Here is a 22999-nt window from a genome sequence, read left to right on the forward strand (position 1 = left end):
AAGTCCTCGTCCGTCTCCGGTACCGCCACCAGGCCTCGGTCGCTCGGGAGGGTTTGGATGGTGAAGCCGGGGATGCCGGACTCTGTGGCCGAGAGCGGACGACGGTAGTCCGGCGACAGGACCTGGCCGGGGCCGGATCATGGCCCTACTGTCGCACCGCTCCCGCCACCGGGGCGTCACCGCTTCACGAGTCGTACCGACAGACCTTCTGCCGTGTACACGGGTACGGCCCGCAGCGCGTCGGAGTTCACCTCCACACGGTCGAACTGCCCGCGCAGCCGGGGCACGTCGAGCACCGGCAAGGTGCTGCCCGCGGCCGGCGGCCGCTCGGTGTCCAGCCGCAGCGACAGCACGGCCGAACGGCCCAGCACCGCCAGGTGCTTCACGGCCAGCGGCGCCTTGCAGCCCGCGCGCAGGGTGACTTCCAGGGTGCCGGAGTCCTGGGCGTACCCGCCGCGTACCCGCAGCCGCTCGTCGACCCGCAGGGTGCCGCCCGAGACCCGCACGTCCCCGTGGCCGAGAGCGTCCTCGGAACCGGCCGTCAGCCCGCCGGACTCCAGCACCGTCCCGCCCGTGTACCGGTTGCGGCCGGTCAGCGTCAGCGTGCCGGTGCCCCGCTTGGTCAGGCCGCCGCACCCGTCGATGGCGTTGCGCCAGCTGTCGGCCGCCGAGAAGCCGCCGGCGGCCGCGTCCAGGGTGAGGGCGACGTCGGAGTCGAAGGCGCCGTAGCCGTCGGCGGCGGCGAACAGGTTCAGCCGCCCCCACTGCTCGGCGCCGTCGAGCAGCACGTATCCGGCGGGCAGCCCGGTGGTGCGCAGCACCTCGCGGCGCTGGTCCGCGTCCAGGTACGGCAGCCGGGTCTCCAGCAGCACCTCGGCGCCCTTCGGCACGGTCAGCGGCGCGCTGTGGCCCTGCCGGGTCAGTACGTACGTCAGCCGGGGCCGGACCGAGCGGGCGCCCGCGTCCCGGTCGGCGTACGGGTCGGTGTCCGGGTGCGCGTAGGTGTACAGGGTGTCGGCGGTGGTGCCGGTCTGCGCGGTGAAGTAGGCGAGGGCCTGGGCGCGGGCGGCGGCCTTCAGTCCGGCGTTGGCCGGGTCGGCGAGGGCGGCCGCGGCCAGCGCGGTGGCCATGACGCGGCCGCCGATGACGTCGACGGTGCTGTGCATGCCCGCCACGATCCGGGTGTGGCTCAGCTCGAAGGCTCGCGTCACCAGCTCCTGGAACCGCTCGGGCACCGCGTACGCGTAGGCGAGAGCGGCCAGGTGGAAGGCGTTGGTGTGGCCGCTCGGGAAGCCGCCGTCGTCGGTCGGGGACGTGCCGCGCTGACGCAGCAACTGCGGCGCGACCACCACGTCGGACTCGTACACCGGGTAGCCGAGCGGGTCCTTCGCGCCGGTGTCGACGACCTCGCTGTCCTCGTTCATGCGCCACGGACGCGGGTACTGGTAGGCGTACTTGGCCGGGTTGCCGGAGGCGTACGGGCCGCGCACGGTGTCGACCAGCTCGGCGACCTTGCCGAGCGCGGAGTCGTGGGCGCCCGCGCCGAGCGCCGAGCCGGCCGGGGCGTTCGCGGGTACGGCGTCGCCGACGGTGGTGGCCGGGGTGCCGTCGGGCGCGCCGGTGATCGAGGTGACCGCCTTGGCGCCCGCCTTGTAGAGGCCGGCCAGCGGGCCGAGACCGGCGATCATCGCGTAGCTCTGGTGCTGGCGGTCGTAGACGAACGCCTCCCTGGCCTGCGCGTCGGTGCGCTCGCTGGTGATCCGGGCGCAGTAGCGCATGTTGGCGCGCAGCACCTCGGGCTGCAGCGGGGTGCCGGTGTCCCAGGCCGGGCCGGTCTTCCACGCCTGGGCGAAGCCGCCGAGGATCCGGACCACCGCGTTGGTCTCGGGGGTGAGGTTGGTGAGGACGTTGGTCCGGTAGTCGTCGACGAACGCGGCGGGGGCGGTGGCGGCCTCGGCGTCGGCGGCGGACAGCCACGCGGCGAAGGCCGGGGCGGCGAGCACACCCGCCGGCACGCCCAGCGAGGTCTTGAGGAAACCGCGCCGGCCCAGGGCGGTTCCACGGGCCGGCGAGGAGGAGCGGAGCCCGGCGGGTGACGGCATGCGTGTGCCTCTCTCGAGTTCTTCGGCCGGACGGCGGCCGGGGAATGACCCACGGGACCGCCCGGCGCGCACGGCCGAGACACCGGGCCGCGATGGGCCCGATTGTGCGATCCCGTGGGAAAGAAGTTGAACGAGTGAATATCTAGGGCGGGGTCGTGTCCCGCCGGGGAGTCCCCGGCGACGAGGGCGGGTGCGGCAGGTGAACGCGGGGCACGCCGTTCACAGGATCGAACGCGCCAGCGCCACCGCCCCGTTGACGGGCGGCACCCGCAACGGGTACGGCCGTGCTCCGGGCAGGGCGTCGGCGAGCGCGGCGGCGAAGGCGTCGTACAGGAGCGGCTGGGCGAGGACGGTGCTGCCCGCGACCACCACGTCGTCCACGGCGAGGCCGCGGTCCGCGAGCCGGACGACGAGCGCGGCGAGGGAGCGGCCCCCGGCGGCTATCACCTCGTGGGCGAGCCGGGAACCCGCCGCGGCGGCCGAGAAGAGGACCGGGGCGTGTCGCCCCCACTCGGCGGAGGCGTCCGTGGCGCTCTCCAACGCCGCGCCGAGCGCGGGTACTTCGGGCACCTCGAACGCGGCGAGCAGCGCGGCGGCCAGCGCGTCGGGTGCCTGGCCGCGGTCGTGGGCGGCCCAGCAGGCCCGCGCGGCCTCCCGGACCAGCCCGGCCGACCCGCCCTCGTCACCGAGGACCGCGCCCCAGCCACCGACCTGCACCGGCGTGCCGTCGGCCGCATGGCCCACCGCGACCGAGCCGGTGCCCGCGACCAGACCGACCCCCTTCTCCAGCCCGGCGGCGGGAACGAGGAGTTCGGCGTCGCCGACGATCAGCGCGGGCGCGTCCAGGACGTCGCCGAGGGCGGCCCGGATCGCGGCGCACTGGCGCGGGGTCTCGCAGGCGTGCCCGCCCACGGCGAGGGCGGCCGGGCTCAGACCGGCCGGCAGGGCGTCGTCGAGCAGTGCGGCCAGCCAGGCCGCGGCGGCGGCCGGGGCGTGCGGCCGCCAGCCGCCGCTGGAACGGACACGGTCGGCGACCAGCTCGCCCCCGGCCAGAGCCCGGAGACGGGTCTTGGTGCCGCCCACGTCGATGCCGACCACGAGGGGATACGGAACGTCCTGCACGGATCCTCTTTCGTCGTCCGCAGGGAGCTGCGCTGCAGGAGCCGTGCTCCCTGGTGCTGTGCTGCGACGGTGGGCGAACCGCGCCTGGATGAACGGCTGCAGAAGGTGTCGGGAAGCCCCGGGACGGGCTTCGGCGGCGGCCACGGCAGGCGAGTACCGTGGAGTTCGTTAGGAAATTAACTAACGAAGTAGAGTGCGTCAAGAGGCACGCAATCCCGGCGCCCCTCACCAGCAGACTGCGGCTCGAATCTGGGGGAGAGCATGAACCTGAGCGAGAGCGCCCGCGCGGTGTTCGCCGTCCTGGCCGCGGCCGGCTCCGCCACCCGCCCCCGGCTGGCGGCCGACGCGGGCCTTTCGAAACCGACGGTCTCCGGCGCCGTGGCCGAGCTCGAGGCCGCAGGGCTCGCCGCCCACTCCGGTACGGCCTCCAGCGGTACCGGCCGCACCGCCGCCGTCTACCGTCTCGGCCCGGCCGCAGGGGCCGTGCTCGCCGTGGACCTCGGCCCCGCCCGCACCCGGGTACGCGGCTGCGCCCTCGACGGCAGCCTGCTCGCCCAGGCCACCACCTCCCGGGCCGACGCCGCCGACGCCGTGCGCGAGGCCCTCGGAGCGCTGCCCGCCGACGCCCCGCTGCGCACCATCGTCGTCGCCGTCGGCGACGTCACCGCACAGGACCGGGAGGGCACGGGCATGCGGCCCGCGACCGCCAAGGCCGGCCCCGCCTACGACGCCATGGCCGTCGCGCTGCCGCCCGGTGTCCCCGTCCACCTCGAGAACAACGTGAACTGCGCCGCGCTCGCGGAACTGCACGAGGGCGCCGCCCGCGGCCGCCACACCTTCGGCTACCTGCGGATCGGCGTGGGCATCGGCCTCGGGATCGTCGTCGGCGGCCGGGTGCTGCGCGGAGCGAACGGCGCCGCGGGCGAGCTGGCCCGGCTGCCCTACCCCTGGGACGACGACCGCGAGCCGCGCCGCGAGGCCCTGGAGGAGTACGTCGGTGCGCACTCCCTGCTGGGTCGGGCGGCGGAGGCCTGGCAGCCCGCCGACGGCCCCTGCCCCCACACCACCGAGCAGCTCTTCGCCCTCGCCGCACAGGGCCGGGCGACGGCCCGCGCCGTCGTCGGCCGCCATGCCGCCGACGTGGGCCGGCTCGCCGCCGCCGTGGCCGCCGTGCTGGACCCCGGACTGATCGTGCTCGGCGGCAGCACCGGCGCGGACCCGCAACTCCTGCCCGGTGTGCGGGCCGAACTGGAGCGGCTGAGCTGGCCCACCGAGGTGGTCAGCAGCACGGTCGGGGACCTCGGTACCGTCGCCGGCGCGGCCCGGCTCGCGGTCGCGCGAGGAGTCCAAACCGTGACCGAGGCCCTGCCGGCGAAGCATTGACGGCCTCCGACTCGGTCTGCCAATGTCCGGACAAGCGCTTTCTAAGCCGGGCGGGAACCCCGGCTCGAGGGTGGGCGTCCCGACGTACGCGACGTACGGCAGCCACGCGAGGGCGTGCTCGCTGGGCAACGGCCGTGAGGGCCGGGGACCGCACCCGTCAGGGGTGCGCGGCCGGGCGAGGCCGCGTACCGGGAGCGATTCCAACACCAAGGCACCCGAGCCGAGTTGACCGGCTCCGGGATCCGTCACGCACCTTCAGGGAGGACCCGGTGGGTCACCAGATCTCGCGCAGAACCCTCATCCGCACCGCGAGCGGGCTGGCCGCCGCCGGCGCGCTCGGCTCGACGCTCGCCGCCTGCGCCGGCGGCACCGGCGCGGGCAGCGACAGCGGCAAGCTGACCATGACCTGGTGGGGCAGCGACGAGCGGCACGCCGCGTACAAGAAGGCCCTCGCCTACTTCCTGAAGAAGAACCCGAAGATCGAGATCGAGACCCGTTACCAGGGCTACGACGGCTACTTCGACAAGTTCAACACCCAGGTCGCCGGCGGCAGCGCCCCCGACCTGCTGCAGATGGACACCGCGCTGGTCGCGCAGTACGCCCGCAAGGGCATCCTCGCCCCGCTCGACTCCTACGTCGGCAAGTCCCTCGACCTGACCGGCTTCTCCAAGACGCTCCTCGCCGCCGGCACCGTCGACGGCAAGCTGTACGGCGTCCCGTCCGGCATCGGCGTCAACCAGCTCACCGTCAACCGCTCCGGACTGGAGCAGCTCGGCCTGAAGCTGCCCGACCGCGAGTGGACCTGGAACGACCTGAAGAAGATCGCGACCGACGTCTACAAGAAGAGCGGCGGCAAGCGGTACGGCGTCGACGACGGCGGCGGCTCCACCCTCCAGTGCTTCGAGATCTTCGCCCGCGAGAAGGGCCAGCAGTTCTTCTCCGACGACGGCAAGAAGCTCGGCTTCACCGCCGACACCCTTCAGGAGTGGTGGGAGTTCTGGACCGGGATGCGAAAGGACCACGCCTCCCCGCCGCCCGCCATCACCTCCGCCGCGCACAACGACCTCACCAAGAACGCGGTCGTCATAGGCAAGGCCCTGTTCACCTTCGACTCCGGTGTCTACGGAGCCGGCGGCTCGATCACCGACGCCCAGCTGGACTTCCTGCCCACCCCGCAGGGCGACTGGTCCGGCGCCCGCGAGGGCAACTTCGTCAACGGCGGTGTGCTGCTGAGCGCCACCAAGGCCGGCAAGAAGGTCGCCGACTCGGTGAAGATCATGGACTTCTTCGCCCAGGACGCCACCGCCATCAAGGACATGCAGCTGCTGCGCGGCATCCCGCCGACCGAGAAGGCCCGTTCGCTGATCTCCGGCGGGCTGACCGAGACCGACAAGCTGAACATGGCGAACGCCGACTACATCTCCCAGCGGGTCTCCAAGGCCGCGGGCGCGCTGCCCGCGCCGGTGCCCCCGCCCAAGGGCGCGGACCAGATCTGGGACCTGCTGTTCCAGTCCAACCTGGCGGTCGCCTTCGGCAAGAAGTCCGTCAAGGCGCAGCTGAGCGAGTTCTTCGACCAGGCGCAGTCGATCCTCGCGGGCTGACCGCCCGCCCCAGCACAGTCAGGCACCGGGAGAGGGCCAGGGAGAAGATGGGCATGACCACCACCAAGACCGACGAGGTCGTGGGGGAGGCGCCGGCGGCGTCGGCGGCCCCCGCCGACCAGCGCGAGCGGGAACGGATGCGCCGGCGTGCCGCCAGACGGCGCGGCGGGGGCTTGTGGCCGTACCTCTTCCTGGCCCCCTGGTTCGTCGGCCTGTTCGGCCTGACGGTCTATCCGATGCTGGACTCGCTGTACCTGTCCTTCACGGACTTCGACCTGCTCTCGCCCGCCAAGTGGGTCGGCGCCGAGAACTACTCACGCATGTTCACCGACGACCCGGTGTTCTGGGACTCGGTGCACGCCACCCTGCTGTACGTCCTCGTCTCCGTGCCGCTGAAACTGGCGCTCGCGCTCGGCGTGGCGATGCTGCTCAACCGGGACCTGTTGGGCATCGGCCTGTACCGGGCCGCGTTCTATCTGCCCTCGCTGCTGGGCGGAGCGGTGGCCATCGCCATCGTGTGGCGCCAGGTCTTCGGCGGCGACGGCCTGTTCAACGACTTCCTCGGCTGGTTCGGCATCAAGGGCCAGGACTGGATCTCCAGCCCCGACTCCGCGCTCTACACGCTCGTCCTGCTCGCCGTCTGGCAGTTCGGCACCCCGATGGTCATCTTCCTCGCCGGGCTCAAGCAGCTGCCGAAGGACGTGTACGAGGCGGCGGCGATCGACGGCGCCCGGCCCGTCACCCGGTTCTTCCGGATCACCCTTCCGCTGCTCACGCCGATCGTCTTCTTCAACGTGGTCCTGCAGATCATCGACGCGTTCAAGACGTTCACCCCCGCCTTCGTGATCAGCAACGGCACCGGGGGACCGCTCAACTCGACCATGCTGTACTCCCTGTACCTGTACAAGAAGGGCTTCACCGACCTGCAGATGGGGTACGCCTCGGCGCTGGCCTGGGTGCTGTTCCTGGTCATCGCAGGCTTCACGGCGGTCAACTTCGTCGCCAGTCGCTACTGGGTGCATTACGACGACTGACGTCGTCGGAGTCCGATTCGACGCCTGAGCGAGGAGTCCTCACACCCCATGTCCGCCATCACCCCGCCCCGATCCTCGATGCCGCCGCTGCAGAAGCTCCGCTCGGCCACCGGCACCCGCCGCATCTTCATCCACACCGTGCTCATCGGCGTGGCGGTCGTCATGCTGTACCCGCTGCTGTGGATGCTGAGCAGCTCGCTCAAGCCCGACACCGAGATCTTCACCCACCCCGGGCTGATCCCGGACCGGCTGCACCCGCAGAACTACTCCGAGGGCTGGAGCGGCTCCGGCAACTCCTTCTCCCTCTACGTCACCAACTCGCTGATCGTCACGATCGGCGCGGTGATCGGAAACGTCATCTCCTGCTCGCTGGCCGCCTACGCCTTCGCGCGCTTCGAGTTCCGGGGCAAGAAGATCTGGTTCGGCCTGATGCTCGGCACGCTGATGCTGCCCACGCAGGCCGTCCTGATCCCGCAGTACACGATCTTCTACAACCTGACCTGGATCAACACCTACCTCCCGCTGATCGTGCCGAAGTTCCTGGCCACGGACGCGTTCTTCATCTTCCTGATGGTCCAGTTCATCCGTTCCATCCCGCGCGAGCTGGACCAGGCTGCCATGATGGACGGCGCCAACCCGCTGCAGATCTACTGGAAGATCATTCTGCCGCTGATGAAGCCGGCCCTGATCACCACCACGATCTTCACCTTCATCTGGACGTACGACGACTTCCTCCACCAGCTCGTCTACCTCCAGCAGAACGACAAGTTCACGGTCCCGCTCGGGCTGACCCTGTTCCTGGACCAGACGAGCGGCTCCTCGTACGGCGCAATGTTCGCCATGTCGACCATCGCGCTCGCGCCCACGCTCATCTGCTTCCTCATCTTCCAGAAGAGGCTGGTGGAAGGCATGGCGACCTCCGGCATGAAGGGCTGATCCACCCGTGCATCTCCCCCACCAGCGCGGCCCCTTGCACGACCTCCCGGACACCCCCGAGGCGTACGACGCGGTCCTCGCCGACGTCACCGAGCAGGCCCTGGCCCGTCTCACCCCCGAGGGCAACCTGGAACACCCCGACGCCGGCGACGACATCGGCGACACCTCCCTCGGCATCACCTCCCTGCTCGCCCTCGCCTGGCAGCGGGGCGGGGACCCCCGGCTGCCGGAAGCGGTGCGCCGCAGCCTCGCCTTCCATCTCCGCGAGCGCGTCTACACCGTGGACAACCCCGGCTACCCCAACCTCCGCGCCACCGACTCGGGCCTGCCGTACGCCCGTTACGTACTGGAAGCGGGCGCGCACCCCATCGGTGACTGGCCGAGCACGGTGTGGGCGCTGCTCCAGGCGGTCAACGTCCTCGACACGGCCGACGGCCTCCTGGACGACGAACAGCGCACCGCGCTCACGGACCTGGCCCACGGCTACTGGCGCTGGCTGACCGAGGCGACCTTCTTCAACCCGCAGGAGGCGGGCAACCAGGCCATCGGCTGTGTGGTCGGCGGCCTGATGCTGGCCCGCCATCTCCCGGACGGGCGGGGGGAACAGGTCCACGCCCGCGCGCTCGCCGTGTACGCCGACGAGATCCGCGCCCACCGGGTCCGCGACCGGGGTGCCCTGCTGCCGCCCGAGCACGGCGGGGCGTACGACAACAACTACGGCCCGATCTCCCTCTCCTTCCTCGCCCAGGCCCACCGGGTCAGCGGCGAGGAGGTGTTCGCCGAGGACGGAGAGGCGCTCGCCCGCTACATCGACGCCCGCCTGACGAGCGGCGGCTTCGACAACGGCGGACCCCGCTACAGCGAACAGCACTCCGGGTTCGAATCCGTCCTGGGCCTGCGCTACTTCAGTGCACGCGTCGGCGCGGACCTGGGCCGCTACCGTGGCGACACCCGCTGGGGACGGCACGCGGTCCAGCGCGACGGTGGCATCGACGGACACTTCGCCTTCATGCTGGTCTGGCAGATCCAGGACACCATCCGCTGGCACCGCGTCCCGTCGACCGCACCCGCCCGCCACCAGCTGCGCTCCGGCACGGTCTCCGTCGCCTTCGACAGCCGCATGACCCCCTCGCTCGTCGAGGCTGCCGGCACCTACTACCTGCCCGCCGCCGTGCGCCGCCAGCACGGGTTCGGCCCGGTCACGGACGGCTTCCTGCTGTGCCGCCCGATGGGCGAGGTGCGCGTCCGCGACGTCCGCGCCGACGGCCTCGCGGCCAAGCTGGTCACCAAGCCGGTCGTCGGCCGCGACCACGTACTGCGCCATGTGCGGTCGCTGTACGTCACCGACGGCACCAGCCTGTGGGTGACGGTCGCCGTCGAGCGGCTCGACGGGGCACCGTACCTGCTGTCCGGGCTGCCGTACGCCGCCGACGACGGCGACCGGGTGCGCCGCGTCGCCGAGGGCGAGGTGGCCTGCGCGGGCGGGCTGCGCCTCACGCATCCGGCGGACCCCGGCCCCGACCACTTCGACGCCCGCGCCGAACTCACCCAGGAACAGGCGGCGTTCGCGCTCGCGGCCGACCCGCGCGGCTACGGCAGCCCCGACGAGGGCTGGCGCCACCTGGTCGGCTCCACCGCACTGGAGGCCGACCCGGCACCGGGCGCTCCGGAGGGCCTGCACGTGTTCGCCGTACGGTACGGGCCCGGCGGCCCCTTCTCACCCGCCTTCGACAGCGGCGAGCAGGGGCTGACGGTACGCACCGAGGAGTTCACCGCGGTGCTCGGGGATCCGGCGGGCGATGCCGCCGGCGAACCCGTACTCACGCTGAGCGTCCGAGCGAGGGCAGCGCGCCGGGCGGCACGACCAGGTCCGCCCGGCCCCGCGTCGTAGCGATCAGAGCGGCGTTGCGCTGGTCCGTCCCCAGGACCCAGGCCACGGCCGCCTCGCGCTCCTTGCCGAACTCCTCGTGCCGGGCGACCAGTCGCCGGATCCGTTCCTGCTCGTCGATCTCGCAGTACCACACCTCGTCCAGGCACGGCCGCACCCGCGCCCACGAACCCTCCGCCAGCAGCAGGTAGTTGCCCTCCGTCACCACCAGCCGAGCCGTCGGCGGCACCGGGATCGCGCCCGCGACCGGCTGCTCCAGGACCCGCTCGAACCCGGGCGCGTACACCACCTCGCCGGTCTCCTCGCGCAGCCGCCGCAGCAGTGCCGCGTACCCGGCGGCGTCGAAGGTGTCGGGCGCGCCCTTGCGGTCCCGGCGGCCCAGCCGGTCCAGTTCGACGTCGGCCAGATGGAAGCCGTCCATGGGGACGTGCACCACCCAGGGCGGGCCGTCCGCGTTCAGGGCGCGCACCAGATGCTCGGCCAGCGTCGTCTTGCCCGCGCCCGGACCGCCCGTGATCCCGAGGATCGCGCGCCGCCCGCCCTGGGCGAGGGCACGGGCGCGGGTGAGGAGGTCGTCGAAGGTCAGCGGCACACAGCAGAGTGTGTCACCGGCGGCGGCGACGGTGACAGTCAGGTCGGAAGGTTCGAAAGTCTGGCTCATGTGGCGCTCGCCACCCACTGGAGGGCGCTCCATGGGGAAGGGTGCTGAGTATGACTCAGCTCGGTCTGCCCGACACCATCCTGGCCTGTCTGTTCGACCTCGACGGGGTCGTCACCAAGACGGCCGTCGTGCACGCGGCCGCCTGGAAGGAGACGTTCGACGCGTTCCTGCGCGAGTACGAGGGCCCGCAGGCGCGGCCGTTCGACGAGATCGCCGACTACGACGAGTACGTCGACGGACGCCCGCGCGCCGACGGCGTCCGTTCCTTCCTCGACTCGCGCGGCATCCACCTGCCCGAGGGCGGCCCCGACGACCCGCCCGGCGCGCGCACCGTGCACGGCCTCGGCAACCGCAAGAACGACCTGCTGCTGGAGCGGATCCGCACCGGTGGTGTGGAGGCCTACGCGGGCACCCTGCGCTATCTGGAGGCCGTCCGCGCGCAGGGCCTGCGGACCGCGATCGTCTCCTCCAGCGCCAACTGCCGGGACATGCTGCGGGCCGTCGGCGCCGAGCACTTCTTCGACGTCCGCATCGACGGCGTGGTCGCCGCCGAGCGGCACCTGCCGGGCAAGCCGCACCCCGACACCTTCCTGGCCGCCGCCCACGACCTGGGCGTCGAGGCGGCGCGGGCGGCCGTGTTCGAGGACGCGCTGGCGGGGATGGACGCGGGCCGCGCGGGCGGCTTCGGATACGTCGTCGGCGTCGACCGGGTGGGACAGAGCGACGCCCTGTACGCACACGGCGCGAGCATCGTCGTCAAGGATCTCGCGGAGCTGGGAGGCAAGCAGTGATCACCCACCGGTCGTACACGGTCGAGCCCTGGGCCGTGCGCGAGACGGACCTGAACCTCGACGTCCTCGCCCAGAGCGAGTCGGTGTTCGCGCTGTCCAACGGCCATGTCGGCTGGCGCGGCAACCTGGACGAGGGCGAACCGCACGGCCTGCCCGGCAGCTACCTCAACGGGGTGCACGAGGTGCACCCGCTGCCGTACGCGGAAGCCGGCTACGGCTATCCCGAGTCCGGGCAGACGGTCATCGACGTCACCAACGGCAAGATCCTGCGGCTGCTGGTGGACGACGAGCCGTTCGACCTGCGCTACGGCCGGCTCCTCGCCCACGAGCGCGTCCTCGACCTGCGCCGCGGAGTGCTGGAGCGGACCGTCGAGTGGACGTCCCCGGCCGGCTCCACGGTCCGGGTCCGCTCGACCCGGCTGGTGTCGCTGACCCAGCGCGCGGTGGCCGCGGTGGCGTACGAGGTGGAGGCCGTCGGCCGCCGCAGCCGGGTGGTCATCCAGTCGGAGCTGGTCGCCAACGAACAGCTGCCCGGCTCGAACGGCGACCCGCGCGCCGCGATGGCGCTGCAGTCGCCGCTGGAGCAGGAGGACGACCTCGCCGCGGGCAACCGGCTGCGGCTGGTACACCGCACCCGGCGCAGCGGCCTGCGAGTGGCCGTGGCCGCCGACCACGTAATCACCGGCCCCGAGCACACCACCACCCGCAGCGAGAGCGGCGGCGACGTCGCCCGGCTCACCGTCACCTCCGTCCTGGAGCCGGGCCGGACGCTGCGCGTGGAGAAGCTGGTCGCCCACGGCTGGTCCGGCACCCGCTCGCTGCCCGCGATGGCCGACCAGGTCGACGCCGCCCTCGCGGCCGCCGCGCACGACGGCTGGCAGGGACTCCTGGACGACCAGCGCGCCTACCTGGACGACTTCTGGTCCCGCGCGGACGTCGAGGTGGACGGCGACGAGGAGATCCAGCAGGCCGTACGGTTCGCCCTCTTCCACGTCCTGCAGGCCGGGGCCCGCGCCGAACAGCGGGCGATACCCGCCAAGGGCCTGACCGGCTCCGGCTACGACGGGCACGCGTTCTGGGACACCGAGATGTTCGTACTGCCCGTCCTCACCCACACCGCACCCGAGGCCGTCGCCGAGGCGCTGCGCTGGCGGTACAACACCCTGGACGAGGCACGCGAGCGCGCGACCCAACTGGGGCTCGGCGGGGCCGCCTTCCCCTGGCGGACCATCCAGGGCGCGGAGGGCTCGGCGTACTGGCCGGCCGGCACCGCCGCCTTCCACGTGAACGCGGACATCGCCGACGCGGTCGTCCGCTACGTCGAGGCCACCGGCGACACCGCCTTCGAACGGGAGACGGGCGTCGAGCTGCTGGTGGAGACCGCCCGCCTGTGGCGCTCGCTCGGCCACCACGACCACCACGGCGTCTTCCACATCGACGGCGTCACCGGCCCCGACGAGTACAGCGCGGTCGCCGACGACAACACCTACACCAACCTGATGGCCCGCCAGAACCTGCTCGCCGCCGCCGACGCCGCCGAACGGCACCCGCACGAGGCGGACCGCCTGGGCGTGGACGAGGAGGAGAGCGCGGCGTGGAGGGACGCCGCCGAGGCCGTGCACCTCCCCTACAACGACGAGCTCGCCGTCCACGAGCAGCACGCCGGATTCACCCGCTACCAGCGCTGGGACTTCGCGCACACCCGCCCCGACCAGTATCCGCTGCTGCTGAACTTCCCCTACTTCGACCTCTACCGCAAACAGGTCGTCAAGCAGGCCGACCTGGTGCTGGCCATGTACACGTGCGGCGACCGCTTCGACGACGAGCAGGTGGCCCGCAATTTCGCCTACTACGAGCCGCTGACCGTACGCGACTCGTCCCTGTCCGCCTGCTGCCAGGCCGTCATCGCCGCCCAGGCGGGCCATCTGCGGCTCGCCTACGGCTACACGGCCGAGGCGGCCCTGATGGACCTGGAGGACCTGGAGCACAACACCCGGGACGGACTGCACATCGCCTCGCTGGCCGGTACCTGGATGGCGCTGGTCGCGGGCTTCGGCGGACTGCGCCGCGACGGCGAGGGACTGCGCTTCGCGCCGCGCCTGCCGGAGCGGCTGCGCCGCCTGGCCTTCAGCCTCCAGTTCCGCGGCCGCCGCCTCAGGGTGGAGATCGGTGCGGACAAGGCGACGTACACGCTGCTGGACGGGGAGCCGCTCACGCTCCACCACCACGGGGCGGCGCTGCGGGTGAGCACGGACGAGCCCGCCGTCCGCTCCGTACCCCGGGTCAGCCCCCGCCCGGCCCCGGAGCAGCCCCTGCACCGGGCGCCGAACGCCGGCTGAGCGTCAGTTCAGCACCCCGGACAGCAGGCCGAGCAGGTCGCCCGTCGCGTCGGCGGCGAGCAGGGCGGGGAGGGTGCCCAGGGCGAGGACGGCCGCCGCTGCGGTCCACAGCTGCGGGGGCGGGCTCGTCTGGAGCGCCGCGATCCGGCGGGAGACCGCGCGGTCGGTGAAGTTCAGGGTGCACGCCGGGCGGGCCCGTCCGGCGCTGAGGGCGGCGCGGGCCAGGGCGCGGGCGGTGGTCCGCCGGTCCCCGACGGCGGTCGCCGCCTGCTCGTCCGCCCAGCGTTCCACGAGGAAGACCACGGCCGAACGGACCGGTGCGAGCAGCGGGTTGGCCGCCGCAGCCAGGGCGGCCGCAGTCACCAGCAGCCCGTGCCGGTGCGTCAGATGCGCGCGCTCGTGGGCGAGCAGCACCCGCCGTTCGTCCGGCGCCAGCGCGCCCAGCATCGCCGAGGTGACCAGGATCCGGCCCGGCCGGCCCGGGATCGCGAACGCCCGCGGTACGTCGGAGGCGGCGACGATCAACTCCGTGTCCGCGGGCTGCCCCGCGCACAGCCGCCGCAGCGCCCGCCGGGTGCACCGCTCGGCGCGCACTGCCCGGTACACCCGCCACACGACGACGGCCAGCGCCACCGCGGCGGCGACGCCGATCACCTCCGGCACCGGATCCACCAGCCGACGCCCGTCCTCCCGGGCCTCCCGCACCACCGGCGGCGCGTCCCAGACCAGCGCGGCCGCCAGCAGCACCAGCGTCCAGGTCGTGGCCGCGGCGGTCAGCACGGCCGCCGACGTCAGCACGCGCGCGGCGAGCCCGGGCGCCACCCGGCCGCCGATCACCGGAGCGACGCCGGAGAGCAGCAGCGACAGCAGCAGTGGGGTGTAGACGTCGAACCTCATGCGCCGCCTCCGGCGAGCAGCTCCCGCAGCGCCCGCTCCTCCTCGGGGCGCAGGCCGGTCACGAACTGCTGGAGTGCCGCGATCGGGTCCGGGCCGCGGTCCAGGGCCTCGTGCATCGCCTCGGCGGTCAGCTCCGCCGCGTTCTTCGCGGGACGGTACGCGCCGCGCCGGCCGTCGGCGTCCCGCAGCACCAAGCCCTTGTCGTACAGGCGTTTGAGGATGGTGTGCACGGTGTTGTAGGCGAGTCCGCCCGCTATCTCGGCCTGGATCTCCGCCGGGGTCAGCGGCCGCTCGGTGGCCCAGAGTGCGGCCAGCACCTCGCTCTCCAGCTCCCCGGCGCTGCGCCGCTCCGCCCTGCCGCGGGACCCTGTGCCAGCCATGCCCCAACCTTACAGCGCGTAGTGCCGTCGGCCGGATGGCCCTCTTCGCCCGACACGGATCCGCGATCCGCGTTAGTTTGTCGGTGTTTTCCCCGATCCCCGCCCTCAGTCCTACGGGCTGTAGGGTGCAAGTCGACCCTACGAGTTGTAGGGGGAAGAGGGGTGATCATGCTCGGCAGCGCGCACGCCAAAGCCGACGCGGCCCGGCGCGAGCGCTTGCGCCGCCCGCCCGCCGGCACCGGAGCGGCCCGCGCCACCTGGCCGCTCGCGGCCGTCGCGGCGGTCTTCACGCTGGCCCAACTGCTCCTGGTCCGGCCCGGCATGGGCCTCGGCTGGGACGAGACGGTGTACGTCAGCCAGGTCAGCGGACACGTCCCCGCCGCCTTCTTCAGCGCACCCCGCGCGCGGGGCGTCTCCCTGCTGGTCGCGCCCGTCGCCGCCTGGTCCTCCTCGACCGCGCTGCTGCGGGTCTACCTCGCGCTCCTGTCCGGCCTCGCCCTCTTCCTCGCCCTGCGCGCCTGGCGCGGCCTGTTCCCCGTCCCGGTGCTCGCCCTCGCCGGCGCCCTCTTCGCCTCCCTGTGGGTGACCCTGTTCTACGGCCCCCAGGCCATGCCCAACTACTGGGTGGCCGTGGGCGCCCTCGGCGCCGTGGCCTGCTTCCTGCGCGCCCGCGCGGACCGGGCCGACCGGGCCGCACTGTGGGGCCTGGGCACGGGCGCGGCACTCATGGCCTGGATGCGTCCCGTGGACGCCGTCTGGGTCACCTTGCCGCTCCTCGCCCTCGGCCTGGTGCGCCACCACTGGCGGCCCCTCCTCGTCCTTCTCACCGGGCTCGCCGCCGGGGCACTCGAGTGGGTGATCGAGGCGTACGTCAGCTACGGCGGCCTCGCCCAGCGCCTCGCCGACGGCTCCGCGATCCAGGGAGGACTCGGCCTGCACTTCGCCGTCGTCGACCAGCTGCGCAGCCTCGGCGGGCGGGCGCTGTGCCGGCCGTGCACGGGAGCGCTGCCCAGCCCGGTGGTCACCGTCTGGTGGTTCGTACTGCCCGTGCTCGCCGCGCTCGGCCTCACGGTCGCGGTCCGCGCCCGGCGGACGGTGCCCACCCTGCTGCCGCTGGCCTGCGCGGCCACGGCCGCCGTCCCCTACCTGTTCATGATCGGCTACGCGGCGCCCCGCTTCCTGCTCCCCGCCTACGCCCTGCTGTCGATCCCCGTCGCCCTCGCACTCGTCCATCTGCTGACCGCGCCATCGCATGCCTGGCGGCCGGTGGTCGTCACCCTGCTGCCGCTCGGGCTCGCCGCCCACCTCGCGGTGCAACTCGCCGTCCTGGAAGGCGCCGTGGACCGCACCACCGCCGCCCACCGCGACTGGTCCCGCACCGCCGCCGCCCTGCACGGGTTGGGGGTCCGCCCGCCCTGTCTGGTCACCGGGCACGAGGCCATCCCGGTGGCGTTCTACGCCGGCTGTTCCTCGGCGGCGACGACCGGGCACAACGCCAACAGCACGGCAGAGGCCATCACCCGCACCGCGCGCCACACCCCGGTCGCCGCCCTGGTGCCCGCGGGCTCCCGGCCACCGCGGTACGCCCGCTCGTGGCCCTCCGTGCCGCTCGACGGGCTGCGCCTCTACTACGCCGTACCGGAGGCCGGTTCATGACCCGGCGCCGTGGCGGACACGGGGGAGGCGGTCGATGACCCAGCACGCCGTACAGGAGGCACCCCAGGACGCGTTCCACCCTGCCCGCGGCCCGCTCCTGACCGCTTCCGCGGACCTCACCGTCGGCCGCCGCCGGGCCTACTGGCACACGCTGGTCTGCCTCGCCGTCCTGCTGGGCGCGGCCTACGTGGCTCGGCGGCACTGGCCGGCGGTGGAGACCGGGGCGCTGCGGCTGGCCGTCGCCGACGAGGGGTGGCTGCTGCTCGGCGCGGTGGCGGCCGTCGGCACCTGGGTGGCCTCGGCGCTCGCCCAGCAGGGCGCGGTCGCCCGGCGGCTGCCCGGACCACGGCTGCTCGCCGCCCAGTTCGCCGCCTCCGCCGCCAACCACCTGCTGCCCGCCGGGCTCGGCGCCGGCGCGGTGAACCTGCGCTTCCTCATGCGCTGCGGACTGCCGGCGGGCCGCTCGGCCGGCGCGCTCGCCGTGAAGGCAACCGCCGGAGCCGTCGTCCGCCTCGCCCTGATCGCGGCGCTCGCCCCGCTCTGCCCGGGCCTGCTGCGCGTCCCGCACGTCTCCCCGGCCGCGGTCGCCGCCGTGCTCGGCGCCGCCGGCCTGCTCGTGGCGCTCCTGGCCGGTCCGCTGCGCCCGCGCTGCCGCCGCGCGCTGGCGAGTGTGCTGGCCGACATCCGTACCGTGCACGCCTGCCCGGCCCGTGCCGCCGCCCTGTGGGGCGGCTCGCTGGCCTTCGCCGCCCTGCACTCCCTGGTGCTCGTCTCCGTCGCCCAGGCCGTCCAACTGCCCCTGCCGGCGCTCCAGGTGGCCCTCCTGTACCTCACCGCCAGCTGCGCGGCCGCCCTGCTGCCCACCCCGGGCGGGCTCGGCTCCCTGGACGCCGCCCTCGCCCTCGCGCTGACCGTGTCCGGAGCCCCCGCCGCGACCGCGGCCTCCGCCGTACTCGGCTACCGGCTGCTCACCGTATGGCTGCCGCTGCTCCCGGGCCTCGTCGTGCTGGCGGTGCTCGTCCGGCGCAAGGCCCTGTGAGCGGGCGGGAGTTTCCCGGACGCCCGCGCCAGGTAGGAGACGAACGGGCCTGACGGCACAGGAGGGGGAACGGCATGACGGAGCGTCACATCGCGGGGCGGCCGGCGGAGGAGTTCTTCACGCCCGGCAGCTCGTCCTTCTCCGAGTTCCTGGCCGCGCACCGCCCCGGCCTGCTGCCCACCGTGCCGCCGTTCCCGGACGGGGTCCGCGCCGCGCCCGGCAGCATCCCGCACGGCACCACGGTGCTCGCCCTCACCTTCCGCGACGGTGTGCTGATCGCCGGAGACCGCCGGGCCACGATGGGCAACCTCATCGCCCAGCGCGACCTGGAGAAGGTGCACCCCGCCGACGACCACACGGCCGTCGCCTTCGCCGGAACCGTCGGCCTCGCGCTCGACATGGTGCGGCTCTACCAGGTCGAACTCACGCACTTCGAGAAGATCGAGGGCACCCCGATGTCCCTGGGCGCCAAGGCGACCCGCCTCGCGGCCATGATCCGGCAGAACCTCGCCCAGGCCATGCAGGGCCTCGCCGTCGTACCGCTGCTCGTCGGCTACGACACCACCGCGCCCGAGGGCGGCCGCGGCCGCATCTTCTCCTTCGACGCGGCCGGCGGCCTGTACGAGAAGCGGCACTTCCACGCCGAGGGCTCCGGCTCCCCGTACGCCCGGGGCGCCCTGAAGAAGCTGTTCCGGCCGGACCTGACCCGCCGGGAGGCCGCCCTGGCCGCGCTCCAGGCGCTGTACGACGCCGCCGACGACGACTCCGCCACCGGTGGCCCCGACCTGAACCGCCGTATCTTCCCGGTGGTGTCGGCCATCACCGAGGACGGCTTCGAGCGGCTGTCCGAGGCCGAGACCGAGGAGCTGAGCCGCGAGATGGTCCACCAGCGCAACGGCCGCCCGGACGGCCCGCACGCCGCCGCCTGACCCTGGGCCCGCGCACTCAGCACGCGTAGGACGCGTTCAGCCCGGGCCCGGCTCGCTGGTGCTGGTGCTGGTGCTCGGGCGCGGGGGCAGCCACCAGGCCGCCGCGCACAGCCACAGGCCGAGCCAGCCGACGGCGAACAGCCAGCCCCCGAGCACGTCGGTGAACCAGTGCACGCCGAGGAAGATCCGGGTCAGGCCCACCCCAGCCCCCCAGCAGGCCACCGCCAGGCACAGTGGTGTGCGGCCGTGCGGGGCACGCAGGCACAGCGCGAGGATCACCAGACCGGCCGTCAGGGCCGCCGTGGTGGTGTGCCCCGACGGGAACGACCAGCCGGAGGCGTGGGTCTGCCAGTCGAGAGCGGGCGGGCGGGCCCGGCCGACGAGCTCCACAGCGGCGTAGCGCACGGCCTGGCCGGTGGCGAGGCAGGCGGCCATCAGCAGCGCGCCGACCAGCCGCTGCCGCCGGGTGTGGCCCGCCAGCAGCCCGGCCAGGACGACCACCGCGTACGGGACGACTCCGGTGCCGGTGGCGGTCAGCCCGCGGGCGACTGCGACGGCCATCGCCGGCCGGTGGCCGACGGACCAGGTCAGCAGGCCGTGGTCGAGGAACAGCGGGGCGCCGTGCCGGCCGTAGACGGCCGCCGCCAGCACGCCGAACGCCGCCCAGGCGCTGAGCGCGAGAGTGCCCGCCAGTGCCGCGAGGGTCTTGGCGTTCATGACACCAGCAGCGGACGCAGCCTGGTCGCCGCCAGCCGTCCGGCCAGTCCCCGCGGCCGGCGCCGGAGCACGGTCATCACCAGGAAGGCGACCAGGCCGCCGACGAGGGCTCCCACGAGGACGTCGTGCGGATAGTGGACGCCCACCCAGACCCGGGAGGCCGCCATGGCCACGGCGAAGCCGGAGGCGAGGAACCCCAGCCGACGGGAGACGAAGAACAGGGCGACCGCCGCGGCGGCCGCGATCGCGGTGTGATTACTGGGGAACGACCAGTCACCCGGCGCCGGACACGACTCCAGCGTGGGGAAGGGCAGGCCCCGGCAGGGCCGGTCCTCCCGGACCAGTGCCTTCAACCCGGCGTCCGCCCCGAAGGCCACCAGCACCGCCACCGGAACGGTCAGCGCCGTCATGCCCGCCGTGGCGTCGACCCTGCGGGCCCGCCACCAGCCGACGACCATGAGCAGCGCGAACACCGCCAGGCCGTACGTCGACCACAGCGTGACGACGCCGTCCAGCCGGGCGGGGGAGCGGTGGGCGAGATCCACCACGTCCCGGTAGAGCGGCCCGTCGAGCGACGAGCCCGTGAGCGCCAGGATCATCCGCGCGCCTCCTTGGCAGCCCTGCGGGAGCGCAGCACCTCGGCGGCGAGCGGGACCAGCGACACGACGGCGATCAGCGCGATCACCGGCAGCAGGTACTTGTCGACGTTCGGGATGGAGGAGCCCAGCGCGTATCCGGCCAGGGTGAGACCGAGGCTCCACACGAGCCCGCCCGCCACCTGCCAGAGGGTGAACGTCCGGGCCGGCACGCCCAGCGCGCCCGCCATCGGGTTCAGCACCGTCCGCACCACCGGCACGAAGCGGGCCAGCACGATCGCCTTCGCGTATCCGTAGCGCTCCAGCAGCTCCTCGGCGCGCTGCGCGCCCTGGTGCAGCCGGGCCGACCGGCTGCGGGTCAGCAGGGCGCCGCCCGCCTTGCGGCCGAGCAGGTACCCGCACTGCGAACCCGCGAGCGCGCCGACGGCCGCGGCGGCCAGCAGTGGCCCGAGAGAGAGGTGCACACCCCGGTCGGACGCTCCCGTGCACAGCAGCCCCGCCGTGAACAGCAGGGAGTCGCCGGGCAGGAAGAAGCCGATCAGCAGGCCCGTCTCGGCGAACAGCACCACCCCGACGCCGATCACCCCGAAGGCGGCCAGCAGGGAGTGCGCGTCGAGCACGTTGACCGCGAGCTGCGACGACAGGTCTGAGGGAGTGGCCATCGCCGCACGCCCTTTCCTCGGTTACTTCTGACTCGGCTGCTTCCGACTACACATATGTAGACCGTCTACCGAACTGTAGACGATACGAGTGTGTGCACAGTTCCCGAGCTTTGCCTGCCTATTGCCGCTTCATGGCTTACGGGCTGCATCCCTGTAGTCATGATGGTCCACGAAGGTAAGGCATGCCTTCACTAAGTTGGGAGGGTCGCAGGGCATGTGGGACGACGCGTTTCCGAGTTTCCTGATCGGACTGAGGGAGGGACTCGAAGCCGGACTCATCGTCTCCATCCTCATCGCCACACTCGTGCGGGCCGAGGCCCGCTCGCGGCTGCCGCAGGTGTGGACGGGTGTCCTGGCCGCGACCGCCGTGGCGATGAGCTTCGGCGCCGTCCTCACCTTCACCGCCGCGTCCCTGTCGGCGACCGCCCAGGAGGCGTTCGGCGGCACCCTCAGCGTGATCGCCGTCGCGTTCGTCACCGCCATGGTGTTCTGGATGCGCCGCTCGGCCCGCAGCCTCTCCGGTGAGCTGAAGGCGAAGGTCACCGGTGCGCTCGCGATGGGCTCCGGGATGCTGATCCTCACCTCCTTCCTCGCGGTCGGCCGCGAGGGCCTGGAGACGGCCCTGTTCCTGTGGACCACCGCCCGGGCGGCCGGCGAGTCGGCCGGCCCGCTGACCGGCGCCGCCATCGGCCTGGTCCTCGCGGCGGGCCTGTGCTGGGGCCTGTACCGCCGGGTCCTGAAGATCAACCTGACCAGGTTCTTCACCGCCACCGGCGCGGTCCTCATCGTCATCGCGGCCGGAGTCCTCGGCTACGGCCTGCGCGACCTCCAGGAGGGCGGGGTGCTGCCCGGCGGCACCGCCTACGCGGTCGACCTGGCCGGCGGTGTCGACGCAGGCTCCTGGTACAGCACGCTGGTCCAGGGCGTGTTCAACCTGACCCCGACCATGACCTGGCTGCAGGTCGTGACCTACGTCGCCTACCTCGTCGTGGTGATGACCCTGTTCGTCCGCGGGGTCCGCGACACCACCCCGAAGCCGGCCGCGGAGCGGCCCGCGCCCGAGCCGAAGGCGGCCCGCCCGCAGCGGCGCCGGCCCGTGTGGGTGATCCCGGCCGCCGTGGTCGCCGTACCCGCCGTGCTCGCCGGACTCGTCGTCGCCCTCGCCCGGCCCAAGCCCGCCGGCGACCAGACCGTCGCCGTCTCCGAGACCGAGTGCGGCAAGGGCTTCACCGCCCCCGAGCCCGGCCGGCAGACCTTCCAGATGCACAACAGCGGCGGCAAGACCTCCGAGGTGTACCTGATCGACCCGTCGACCGGCGCGGTCTACGGCGAGATCGAGGGCCTGGCCCCCGGCACCACCCGCGATCTGGTCGCCACCGTCGCCGGCGGCACCTACGCCTGGCGCTGCGTCCCCACCGACGGCAAGGCCGTCACGTCCAAGGCGGTACGGGTCAGCGGCGGCGGAGCGGCCAAGCCGGTCGACCCCGTCTCCGCACAGGACCTCGCCGCCCCCCTGAAGGCGTACAGGACCTACGTCGAGCAGGGCCTGGCCACGCTGGTCACCCAGACCCGCACCCTCGACGACGACATCGCGGGCGGCCACCTCGACCGCGCCCGCACCGACTGGCTGACCGCACACCGCACCTACGCGTCCCTCGGCGCCGCCTACGGCACCTTCGAGGACTTCGACCAGAAGATCGACGGGCGGCCCGACGGACTGCCGAACGGCGCACAGGACAAGGACTTCACCGGCTTCCTGCGCCTGGAGCACGGTCTGTGGCACGGGGAGCCGGCCAAGGACCTGCGCGGGCCCGCCCGGCAGCTCGCCGATGCGGCCGAGGGACTGCGGAAGGCCTTCCCGGCCCAGGCGTTCGACCCCGGCGACCTGCCGCTGCGCGCCCACGAGATCCTGGAGAACACCCTCCAGTTCGAGCTGACCGGCGACACCGACCAGGGCAGCGGCACCAACCTCGCCACCGCCGACGCCAACCTCGCCGGCACCCGCGAACTGCTCACCGTCCTCCGGCCGCTGCTGAGCAGCCGCGCACCCCGGATGCTCCCGACGGTCGACGCGGACATCGCCCGGCTCCAGAAGCTCCTGGACGCGGCCCACGACGGCACCCGCTGGACCCCGGTCGGCCAGCTCGCCGCCACCGACCGGCAGCGCGTCAACGGCGCCACCGGCCAGCTGCTGGAAGACCTCGCCCCGGTCCCGGACCTCCTCGAGATCCGTAAGTCCGCCTGATGATCACCGAGCACCCCGAAG

General features: G+C 73.3%; 19 protein-coding genes. 11 read left to right on the plus strand and 8 right to left on the minus strand.

The genetic code is table 11. The features are described 5' to 3' along the window. Positions 1-176: 176 nt before the first annotated feature. Both ACWC5O_RS01860 and ACWC5O_RS01865 read right to left on the minus strand, forming a co-directional pair. The gene (locus ACWC5O_RS01860; protein WP_450582144.1) at positions 177-2102 is read right to left on the minus strand and encodes a phosphatase PAP2 family protein; all 1926 of its coding nucleotides are present in this window, start codon (positions 2100-2102) and stop codon (positions 177-179) included. A gap of 219 nt (positions 2103-2321) precedes the next feature. Then, complete coding sequence (locus ACWC5O_RS01865) at positions 2322-3224, minus strand: BadF/BadG/BcrA/BcrD ATPase family protein (protein ID WP_450582143.1); 903 nt, start codon at positions 3222-3224, stop codon at positions 2322-2324. Positions 3225-3485: 261 nt separating this feature from the next. On the opposite strand from ACWC5O_RS01865, the gene ACWC5O_RS01870 reads away from it, so the two are divergent. From ACWC5O_RS01870 to ACWC5O_RS01890, 5 genes are all read left to right on the plus strand, one after another. Next, positions 3486-4607: an ROK family protein gene (locus ACWC5O_RS01870; protein ID WP_450582141.1), complete on the plus strand. Its 1122-nt coding sequence runs from the start codon at positions 3486-3488 to the stop codon at positions 4605-4607. Between the two features lie 269 nt (positions 4608-4876). Further along, the gene (locus tag ACWC5O_RS01875; protein WP_450582139.1) at positions 4877-6208 is read left to right on the plus strand and encodes an ABC transporter substrate-binding protein; all 1332 of its coding nucleotides are present in this window, start codon (positions 4877-4879) and stop codon (positions 6206-6208) included. Between the two features lie 53 nt (positions 6209-6261). Beyond that, complete coding sequence (locus ACWC5O_RS01880; RefSeq protein ID WP_450582137.1) at positions 6262-7242, plus strand: carbohydrate ABC transporter permease; 981 nt, start codon at positions 6262-6264, stop codon at positions 7240-7242. A 48-nt stretch (positions 7243-7290) separates the two neighbouring features. Beyond that, a complete protein-coding gene (locus tag ACWC5O_RS01885) occupies positions 7291-8178 on the plus strand; it encodes a carbohydrate ABC transporter permease (protein WP_450582135.1) in 888 nt (295 codons plus the stop codon). A 7-nt stretch (positions 8179-8185) separates the two neighbouring features. Then, complete coding sequence (locus ACWC5O_RS01890) at positions 8186-10069, plus strand: hypothetical protein (protein ID WP_450582133.1); 1884 nt, start codon at positions 8186-8188, stop codon at positions 10067-10069. Here ACWC5O_RS01890 and ACWC5O_RS01895 read toward each other — a convergent pair. Beyond that, positions 9999-10658 carry a nucleoside/nucleotide kinase family protein gene (locus ACWC5O_RS01895; RefSeq protein ID WP_450582242.1) on the minus strand — a complete coding sequence of 220 codons (660 nt, stop codon included), beginning with the start codon at positions 10656-10658 and terminating at the stop codon, positions 9999-10001. The genes ACWC5O_RS01890 and ACWC5O_RS01895 overlap by 71 nt on opposite strands. 119 nt (positions 10659-10777) lie before the next feature. On the opposite strand from ACWC5O_RS01895, the gene ACWC5O_RS01900 reads away from it, so the two are divergent. Next, complete coding sequence (locus tag ACWC5O_RS01900; RefSeq protein WP_450582131.1) at positions 10778-11518, plus strand: HAD family hydrolase; 741 nt, start codon at positions 10778-10780, stop codon at positions 11516-11518. Further along, positions 11515-13857 (plus strand): glycoside hydrolase family 65 protein, encoded by a 2343-nt coding sequence (locus ACWC5O_RS01905; RefSeq protein WP_450582130.1) that lies wholly within the window; start codon positions 11515-11517, stop codon positions 13855-13857. The genes ACWC5O_RS01900 and ACWC5O_RS01905 overlap by 4 nt, the downstream gene beginning before the upstream one ends. Before the next feature lie 3 nt (positions 13858-13860). Here ACWC5O_RS01905 and ACWC5O_RS01910 read toward each other — a convergent pair whose 3' ends face one another. Both ACWC5O_RS01910 and ACWC5O_RS01915 read right to left on the minus strand, forming a co-directional pair. Beyond that, positions 13861-14754, minus strand: coding sequence for a M48 family metalloprotease (locus ACWC5O_RS01910; protein ID WP_450582128.1), 894 nt, complete (start codon positions 14752-14754; stop codon positions 13861-13863). Further along, positions 14751-15134 (minus strand): BlaI/MecI/CopY family transcriptional regulator, encoded by a 384-nt coding sequence (locus tag ACWC5O_RS01915; RefSeq protein ID WP_450582126.1) that lies wholly within the window; start codon positions 15132-15134, stop codon positions 14751-14753. The genes ACWC5O_RS01910 and ACWC5O_RS01915 overlap by 4 nt, the downstream gene beginning before the upstream one ends. Positions 15135-15302: 168 nt before the next feature. Here ACWC5O_RS01915 and ACWC5O_RS01920 point away from each other — a divergent pair, with 168 nt between their 5' ends. The 3 genes from ACWC5O_RS01920 (at position 15303) to prcB (ending at position 18758) form a co-directional block, all read left to right on the plus strand. Next, positions 15303-16790: a hypothetical protein gene (locus ACWC5O_RS01920; protein ID WP_450582124.1), complete on the plus strand. Its 1488-nt coding sequence runs from the start codon at positions 15303-15305 to the stop codon at positions 16788-16790. A 97-nt stretch (positions 16791-16887) separates the two neighbouring features. Next, positions 16888-17829: a lysylphosphatidylglycerol synthase domain-containing protein gene (locus ACWC5O_RS01925; protein ID WP_450582240.1), complete on the plus strand. Its 942-nt coding sequence runs from the start codon at positions 16888-16890 to the stop codon at positions 17827-17829. Positions 17830-17903: 74 nt separating this feature from the next. Then, a complete protein-coding gene (prcB, locus tag ACWC5O_RS01930) occupies positions 17904-18758 on the plus strand; it encodes a proteasome subunit beta (RefSeq protein WP_450582123.1) in 855 nt (284 codons plus the stop codon). Between the two features lie 36 nt (positions 18759-18794). Here prcB and ACWC5O_RS01935 read toward each other — a convergent pair whose 3' ends face one another. The 3 genes from ACWC5O_RS01935 to ACWC5O_RS01945 are packed head-to-tail and all read right to left on the minus strand — an operon-like array spanning position 18795 to position 20733. Next, on the minus strand, positions 18795-19475 hold the full coding sequence (locus ACWC5O_RS01935) for a phosphatase PAP2 family protein (RefSeq protein ID WP_450582121.1): 681 nt from the start codon (positions 19473-19475) through the stop codon (positions 18795-18797). Further along, entirely contained in the window at positions 19472-20074 is a 603-nt protein-coding gene (locus ACWC5O_RS01940; protein WP_450582119.1) for a phosphatase PAP2 family protein, read from the minus strand. Before ACWC5O_RS01940 ends, ACWC5O_RS01935 begins: the two co-directional genes overlap by 4 nt. After that, complete coding sequence (locus tag ACWC5O_RS01945; protein WP_450582118.1) at positions 20071-20733, minus strand: DedA family protein; 663 nt, start codon at positions 20731-20733, stop codon at positions 20071-20073. Before ACWC5O_RS01945 ends, ACWC5O_RS01940 begins: the two co-directional genes overlap by 4 nt. Before the next feature lie 214 nt (positions 20734-20947). Here ACWC5O_RS01945 and efeU point away from each other — a divergent pair, with 214 nt between their 5' ends. Beyond that, complete coding sequence (efeU, locus tag ACWC5O_RS01950) at positions 20948-22978, plus strand: iron uptake transporter permease EfeU (RefSeq protein ID WP_450582116.1); 2031 nt, start codon at positions 20948-20950, stop codon at positions 22976-22978. Positions 22979-22999 lie beyond the last annotated feature (21 nt).

It is taken from the genome of Streptomyces sp. NPDC001450, assembly GCF_053597295.1.